This window comes from Reyranella sp. (assembly GCF_050185545.1).
In the GTDB taxonomy this organism is placed as follows: Bacteria; Pseudomonadota; Alphaproteobacteria; order Reyranellales; family Reyranellaceae; genus Reyranella.
On sequence record NZ_JBFWZI010000297.1, the window covers coordinates 1 to 6,073 of the forward strand.

Here is a 6,073-nt window from a genome sequence, read left to right on the forward strand (position 1 = left end):
GGGGTCCCGTTTGAATGCCGATTGACAGGCCTCTGCCGCCCGCCTGACCGGGCGGCCTCGTGCCGCAGCAAAGGCTGGAGGTCGCCGACATCTTCCGCGCCCTCGGACCGGCCTGGCGTCGCGCTCAGGCCGGCCATCTCAGCCTCGGCCAGCTCAAGGTGATATCGGCGATCGAGCGCTGCCGCACCGCGGCGCTCGGCGGCCATGTCGCACGCTGCCAGAAGTGTGACCACATCCAGATCGCTTACAACTCCTGCCGCAACCGCCATTGCCCCAAGTGCCAGGGCGCGGCGGCACAGGCCTGGCTGGCCGACCGCCAAGCCGAGCTGTTGCCGGTGCCCTACTATCACCTCGTGTTCACCCTGCCGGCGCCGGTCGCCGACATCGCCTACCACAACAAGGCCGAGATCTATGCCATCCTCTTCAAGACCGCCGCCGAGATCCTGCTCACCATCACCGCCGACCCCAAGCATCTCGGCGCCCGCATCGGCCTCACTACCGTGCTCCACACCTGGGGCTCGGCGCTCACACACCATCCGCATGTCCATTGCGTCGTGCCGGGCGGCGGCCTCTCGCTCGATGGCCAGCGTTGGGTCCCTGCCGTCCCGGCTTCGTCCTCGAGCAGCTCGCGGCGGCGCAGCAGGCCGGCCGCCTCCACTTCTTCGGCGCTCATGTGCGCGAGATAGTTTCGGTTCTGCTCGGTGATGCGCTTCAGCCGCTCGGTCACCGCCGGGTTGAGCTTGAAGTAGAGCGCGCCCGAATCGGCGATGCTCTTGGCGAACTTCAGTGCGCCGTCGACCTTGCCGACCGTGCCGGCGGCTTCCGAACCGGCCAGGTCGGAATGCGGGGTCACGAGATGGCGCAGCGGCTCGGCCGGCGCCCAGCCCGGGAAGCAGTTGTAGCTGATGCAGACCAGCCTGCCGACCTTCAGGCGGCGGTTGATCAGGTCGACGATGACCTGGCGATTCTCGGTCGAGATCCAGATCCAGATGCCGTGCAGGCCGATGATGTCGAACTGCGGCAGGTCGGTGCGGCGCGCGAACTCGGCGAACGCTTCATCGAACACCTTCGCCCCGGTGCCGGCGGCGGTGGCGAGCGCCGAGCGTGCAACGCCTGGGTCGGGTTGAAGTCGGTGCCCCAGAAAGTGCCGGATTGGCCGCGGCGTGGATGTTGAACGACAGGCCCTGACCGTAGCCGAGCTCGAGATAGTGCTGCACGTCGCCGGCGGGAGGCACGATGCCGGCGCTGAGACAGGCCAGCTTCAGGATGTCGGGATGTAGCTCCCGATAGTAGCCATGGCCTTACGGCGGATCGCTGCGCGGCGCTGGCTGGAGGACGTCGCGTGGGCCGTTCTGCGGCGCCGGACGGACGGGCTTGTCGCCACCGATCAGATCGGTTGCCTTGGCGAGGAACCTCCCCAGGTTCCAGCCATTGGTTGCCGTCGCGTGGGTCGCGAGCTCGCCGAGCGCGCTCGCGACCAGGGCCTCCGCCCTGGCGAGGCGCTCCTCTCCAAAGGCCGTCCGGATGACCGGCGCCTCGCTGCGCAGCACCCGGCGAATAAGCTGGAGAATCGAGGTGCGAATGGGGTCCCATGGTTGCGTGGAAGAGTTGTAGGCGCCGCCGAGCACCGCCGCGTTGGAGTGCTTGTTGTTGCCATGCATGCGGTACCCGTAGAGCGCATCGTGGATGGCGATGACGCCGGTGAGCAGGCAGGCGAAGGTCGACAGGTAGAAACCGACATAGAGCCTAAGCTCGGGGCTCGGTGGCACGAACACGAGGTCGAGGAAGCTGCGCCGGAACACCATGCCGGCCATACTGTTGGTCGCGCCCGCCGGCGACCATTGCAGATGCAGGGTGAGCTTGCGCGTGGCCGTGTAGGTGAGCTTGCCCTTTCGCGGGTCGATCGACGGCAACGTCGCCCGATCGACCTCCCGCTGGGCGGGTGGACTGGGTTCAGATTCGAACCACCAGGCGGTGCCAGCGAGCAGGCGATCCTGGGCATCGATGACATGGCAGTCGCAGTAGGTCATGCTGACCGGAAAGTCCGCGTTCATGTGCACGACGAGGTGACGGGCGATGAAGTCGTCGTACCAAACGTCATCCGAATCGAGGAAGCAGACGAACGGCGTGTCCAATTCCCTCAGGCCGCGCCGCACCGCGCCGGCCTGTCCCAGGTTCGACTCGAGACGGACGTAGCGGAAGCGTGGATCGTCGAGCTTGGCGAGACACTCGCGGATCGTCTCGTCGGAGCGGTCCGTCGAGGCATCGTCGACGATGACGACGCTGATGTCGCGCACGGTCTGGCAGGCCACCGACTTGATGGCTCTTGCAACAAATGCACAGTTGTTGCAATTGGCGACGACGACCCCGACGACGGGAGCAGAGGGCATAACCGGTAAGGTCCTCATGTTTCAGCGGCCCGTGGCAGCCTTCGTGCCACCCCGTGCCGTCCCGATGCAATTATGCAATTACGTCGAGCCGGTTTTTTTGGCGAGTTCTTTCGCGCTGGCGATCCGGCGGCAATTTGTCGGATTGCCTACGTAGATGCACCGGGCTGTCGGCGATGCGGTTCGACGTCATAATTCCTCCACGGCATCGCCTTGAAGTCCTTGTGGAACACGGAGTCGGCCATCGGCAAACCTCATAACTACCGCCGGATCGGCCCCGATCGCGTGATCATCGAGACGGGCACCGTGTTGACGGTCTTCGCCCTAGTCAGCGTCGTGCGGACCGTCGTCGTGGTGCTGCAATTGTGCGGCATGGTCAACACGACGGTCGGCGGGATCGTGCAGAGCTCCACCGTCTACATCACCACGGCCTGCATACTGATCGTCACCGGAGTCGGTCCTTCACCGTGCCCTCAAAAAGCGAAGCCCGCCCGGATTGGGGGCCGGGCGGGCACAGCAACCAGCCTTCGGGGCCATATCTTGGGGGAATAGGCGCGTGGGGCGTTGCCATGGTGCTTAACACTTTGGTCGCCCAAAGATTTGTGATTGAGCTGTGGAAAGACCAGTTCGCCCTGCGAACGAACGCCAACCAGCCGGGCAGATTCAAGACGCGAACGCGAATTTATCTTGAAGTTCGGCGCAAATTCCCGGTCGGAGTGGTCTTGCCGAGCTTCATTGCTCGCGAACGCGGCCCTGGAGATGTGGGCGTCGCCGCTGACGAACGCGCCGGGTCGCGGGCTTGCCACACCGAAGAAGGCCATGGATATGTCGACGATCCGCTTCGTGGAGCGGCTGCGCTATTGAACAACATTCCGGGGCCGCTGGGCTTCCGGCCGATACAGAGGGCGAGCTGCAACGACTAACGCGGGATGGGGCCTGACGCGAAGACTGCCGTTCACTACGGTTCGCCGGTCGCAGGGAGCCGAGCCGGATGGGGCATCAGGTCGAACAAGGCGCTGCCGAAGTTACTGTCGAAGACATACGCCGCATCTGGCGCGCCGATCGCAGCGTGCAAGACAGCAGCGCCGACCATTACCTTCAATGGATCAAGCGGTTCCGCCTCTATTGTGCACGACATGGGCTCGAAGAACCTGCCGAGCTAACCCTGAGCGGCGCGCGGCGCTTCATCGCGTGGTATGCGCAACGCCGCTGCCTCGATCCTCGGCGGCTGGGAGGCGCTCGGTTTGCACTGTATGCGCTGAGCCGCGTGTACCAGGTGAAGGGAACGAGTCTTCCGGCCTGGCGACCACCGCAGCCTGTGCTGCAGCCCGCGACGAGGTTTCTGCGCGAGTACGCCGATCACCTCGTCCGTCGCCGTGGCAATCCCGCGGTGACCGTGCACAAGAAGCTGCAGCACGTCGGTAAGATCTGGGAGCACCTCGCTGCATCGGGCAAGACGTGGTGCACGATGGCGCTGACGGATATCGACGCGTTCCTGATCGGATGTGCGGAGCGGTACGCACCTTCGATCGTCGCCGATATCGCCGGCAGCGTCCGCTGTCTTGCCCGGTTCCTGCTCGCCACAGGGCGCATCTCGACCGAGCTGGCCGAGTCGGTCGTCTTGCCGAGGCGGCCCAGGTTCGAGCGGCCCCGGCGCGCCTTGCCATGGCAGGACGTGCAGCGCTTGCTGCGGTCGGTGGACACATCCTCGCGCGGTGATCTGCGCGACCATGCGCTCCTGCTGATGATGAGCACCTATGGCTTCGGAGCTGGCGAGGTCATTCGGCTCCAGCTCCAAGATATCGACTGGACCGCCGCCACGCTCCATGTCGTGCGGCCGAAGACCGGCGTTGCCTTCACGCTGCCCCTGATGCCGGCCGTGCCGAAGGCTCTGGCGTTCTACCTGCGGGACGGCCGGCCGCCGAACATCCCTCACAGGTACGTGTTCGTGCGCGCATGATGCCGTTCAGTCCGCTGACCGCTTCGGCCGCGATCCGCCACATCATCGTCAAGCATGCCAAGGTCGCCGGGCTGACCGCCCCTTACCTTGGCAGCCATGTGCTGCGCCACTCGCACGCGGCGCGCCGGGTCGATCTCGGAGTCCGTCCGCAGGTGCTGTCCGACCTGCTTGGACATCGGGATCCGGAAGCGATCTCCGCCTACGTCAGGATCGCCACGGAGACCTTGCGCGACGTCTCGCTGCCGGTGCCGACATGACGACCGTGACCGCCGATCAGCTGGCTCGCGAGGCGCAGGAGTTCCTGCGCTTTACAGTAAGCGGGCGATGGGCATCCCCTACGCGCGCGGCGAGTTTGTCCTGCGTGGGTTCGTGCGCTATGTCCGCCAGCATTCGGGCGATCACGGCGAGGCGATTCTGGCCGACGTGATCACACGATGGTGCGCGCGTGTCGCCGGCCGCAAGGCCGTGACGGTCGGCAACGAGTTCGGCGTCATCCGCCAACTGTGCCTCCATCGCCGCCGCCGTGATCCGTCGAGCCATGTACCGGAGCACGCGCTGGCGCCGGTCAAGGAATCGGTCTTCCTGCCTTACATCTCCAGCCACGACGAAGTGCGTCGGATATTGACCGCCGCCCGCTCCCACAACGGTCGCTTCATCTGGGCTTCTATGCTGCACACCTTGATTCTGATGCTCTACCGCACCGGCTCGAGGCTGGGAGAGGCGGTTCGACTTCGCCGGCGGGACGTCGATCTCGACCGGGGCATCCTGACCATTGGACGCTCCAAGGGTCGCTCGCGAATCGTCGCGATCCGCGCCGACCTGGTCGCGGCGCTTCGTGGCTACGCTGCCGAGCGGCAGCGCTTGGTGAGCGACCGCCAACGATGGGACCCGGAGGCGTTCTTCGTTCGGCGGGACGGCTCGCCACTGACCATTGTATCGACGTCGACTGCGATCCGCCGATTGTTGCGGCGGCTCGACATCAAGCCCCCGGATGGACGCATCGGCCCTCGACCGTACGAGATCCGCCACGCCTTCGCCGTGCATCGGCTCACGGCCTGGGCGAAGGATGGCGTCGACATCCACGCCAGGCTGCCGGTACTGTCGGCGTATCTCGGGCCTCAGAACGTCATCGGGACCGAGGTCTATCTGAAGGCAACGCCTCAGTTGCTGGAACTGGCCAGCGACCGGTTCGAGCAGCACCTGCGCAGTGCATGTCCGCCGCGATGAGCAAAGCGGCGCCACGGGAGTTGTTCGCGCTCGTCGAGGCCTTCTTCGTAGACTATCTGCCACGTCAGCGTGGGGCGAGCCGGCTTACGGTCCGCGCCTACCGGGACACGCTCAAGCTCCTGTTCGAGTTCACCGCCCTTCGCACTGGCCGAGAGGTCGCGTTGCTGAGCCTCGGCGACCTCGACGTCGACATGATCGCCGGCTTCCTCGATCACATCGACGCCAACCGCTCGAACTCCGCCGCCACCCGCAATTACCGGCGCGCGGCCCTCCACGGCTTCATCAAGCATCTCGTTCGCAACGATCGGTTCGCTCACTCCAATACACGCTCGTGCTGGCAATACCGTCGAAGAAGGCTCGGCAGCGGCCGGCGACCTACCTCGAGGCCGATGATGTGCGGGCCATTATCGCCAGGCCGGACCAACGCGCCGTCGACGGTTGGCGCGACCACACGCTGCTGCTGTTCCTGTACAACTGCGGCCCCCGCGTGAGCGAGGTC

Annotated in this window: 7 protein-coding genes and 1 pseudogene; 7 read left to right on the forward strand and 1 reads right to left on the reverse strand. The window is 65.5% G+C overall.

Features of this window, described 5'->3' with window-relative positions:
* Positions 1-59 precede the first annotated feature (59 nt).
* Positions 60-670, forward strand: a pseudogene (locus tag AB7O82_RS36515) (IS91 family transposase); the annotation flags it as partial.
* 631 nt (positions 671-1,301) lie between these two features.
* On the opposite strand, the gene AB7O82_RS36520 reads toward AB7O82_RS36515, so the two are convergent.
* Positions 1,302-2,408 carry a glycosyltransferase gene (locus AB7O82_RS36520; protein WP_428554520.1) on the reverse strand — a complete coding sequence of 369 codons (1,107 nt, stop codon included), beginning with the start codon at positions 2,406-2,408 and terminating at the stop codon, positions 1,302-1,304.
* 192 nt (positions 2,409-2,600) lie between these two features.
* Here AB7O82_RS36520 and AB7O82_RS36525 point away from each other — a divergent pair, with 192 nt between their 5' ends.
* From AB7O82_RS36525 to AB7O82_RS36550, 6 genes are all read left to right on the forward strand, one after another.
* The gene (locus AB7O82_RS36525; protein ID WP_428554522.1) at positions 2,601-2,939 is read left to right on the forward strand and encodes a hypothetical protein; all 339 of its coding nucleotides are present in this window, start codon (positions 2,601-2,603) and stop codon (positions 2,937-2,939) included.
* Positions 2,940-3,074: 135 nt separating this feature from the next.
* The gene (locus AB7O82_RS36530; RefSeq protein ID WP_428554524.1) at positions 3,075-3,251 is read left to right on the forward strand and encodes a hypothetical protein; all 177 of its coding nucleotides are present in this window, start codon (positions 3,075-3,077) and stop codon (positions 3,249-3,251) included.
* 127 nt (positions 3,252-3,378) lie between these two features.
* The gene (locus AB7O82_RS36535; protein ID WP_428554527.1) at positions 3,379-4,347 is read left to right on the forward strand and encodes a tyrosine-type recombinase/integrase; all 969 of its coding nucleotides are present in this window, start codon (positions 3,379-3,381) and stop codon (positions 4,345-4,347) included.
* Positions 4,344-4,604 carry a tyrosine-type recombinase/integrase gene (locus AB7O82_RS36540; RefSeq protein WP_428554529.1) on the forward strand — a complete coding sequence of 87 codons (261 nt, stop codon included), beginning with the start codon at positions 4,344-4,346 and terminating at the stop codon, positions 4,602-4,604. Before AB7O82_RS36535 ends, AB7O82_RS36540 begins: the two co-directional genes overlap by 4 nt.
* 208 nt (positions 4,605-4,812) lie before the next feature.
* The gene (locus AB7O82_RS36545) at positions 4,813-5,574 is read left to right on the forward strand and encodes a tyrosine-type recombinase/integrase (protein ID WP_428554532.1); all 762 of its coding nucleotides are present in this window, start codon (positions 4,813-4,815) and stop codon (positions 5,572-5,574) included.
* Positions 5,571-6,065, forward strand: a complete 495-nt coding sequence (locus tag AB7O82_RS36550; RefSeq protein WP_428554534.1) for a site-specific integrase — start codon at positions 5,571-5,573, stop codon at positions 6,063-6,065. Before AB7O82_RS36545 ends, AB7O82_RS36550 begins: the two co-directional genes overlap by 4 nt.
* Positions 6,066-6,073 lie beyond the last annotated feature (8 nt).

Bases quoted from the DNA above. Each gene is read 5' to 3' on its own strand.
- AB7O82_RS36520 (WP_428554520.1), bottom strand. From the start codon at position 2,408: ATGAGGACCTTACCGGTTATGCCCTCTGCTCCCGTCGTCGGGGTCGTC.
- AB7O82_RS36550 (WP_428554534.1), top strand. From the start codon at position 5,571: ATGAGCAAAGCGGCGCCACGGGAGTTGTTCGCGCTCGTCGAGGCCTTC.
- AB7O82_RS36540 (WP_428554529.1), top strand. From the start codon at position 4,344: ATGATGCCGTTCAGTCCGCTGACCGCTTCGGCCGCGATCCGCCACATC.
- AB7O82_RS36535 (WP_428554527.1), top strand. From the start codon at position 3,379: ATGGGGCATCAGGTCGAACAAGGCGCTGCCGAAGTTACTGTCGAAGAC.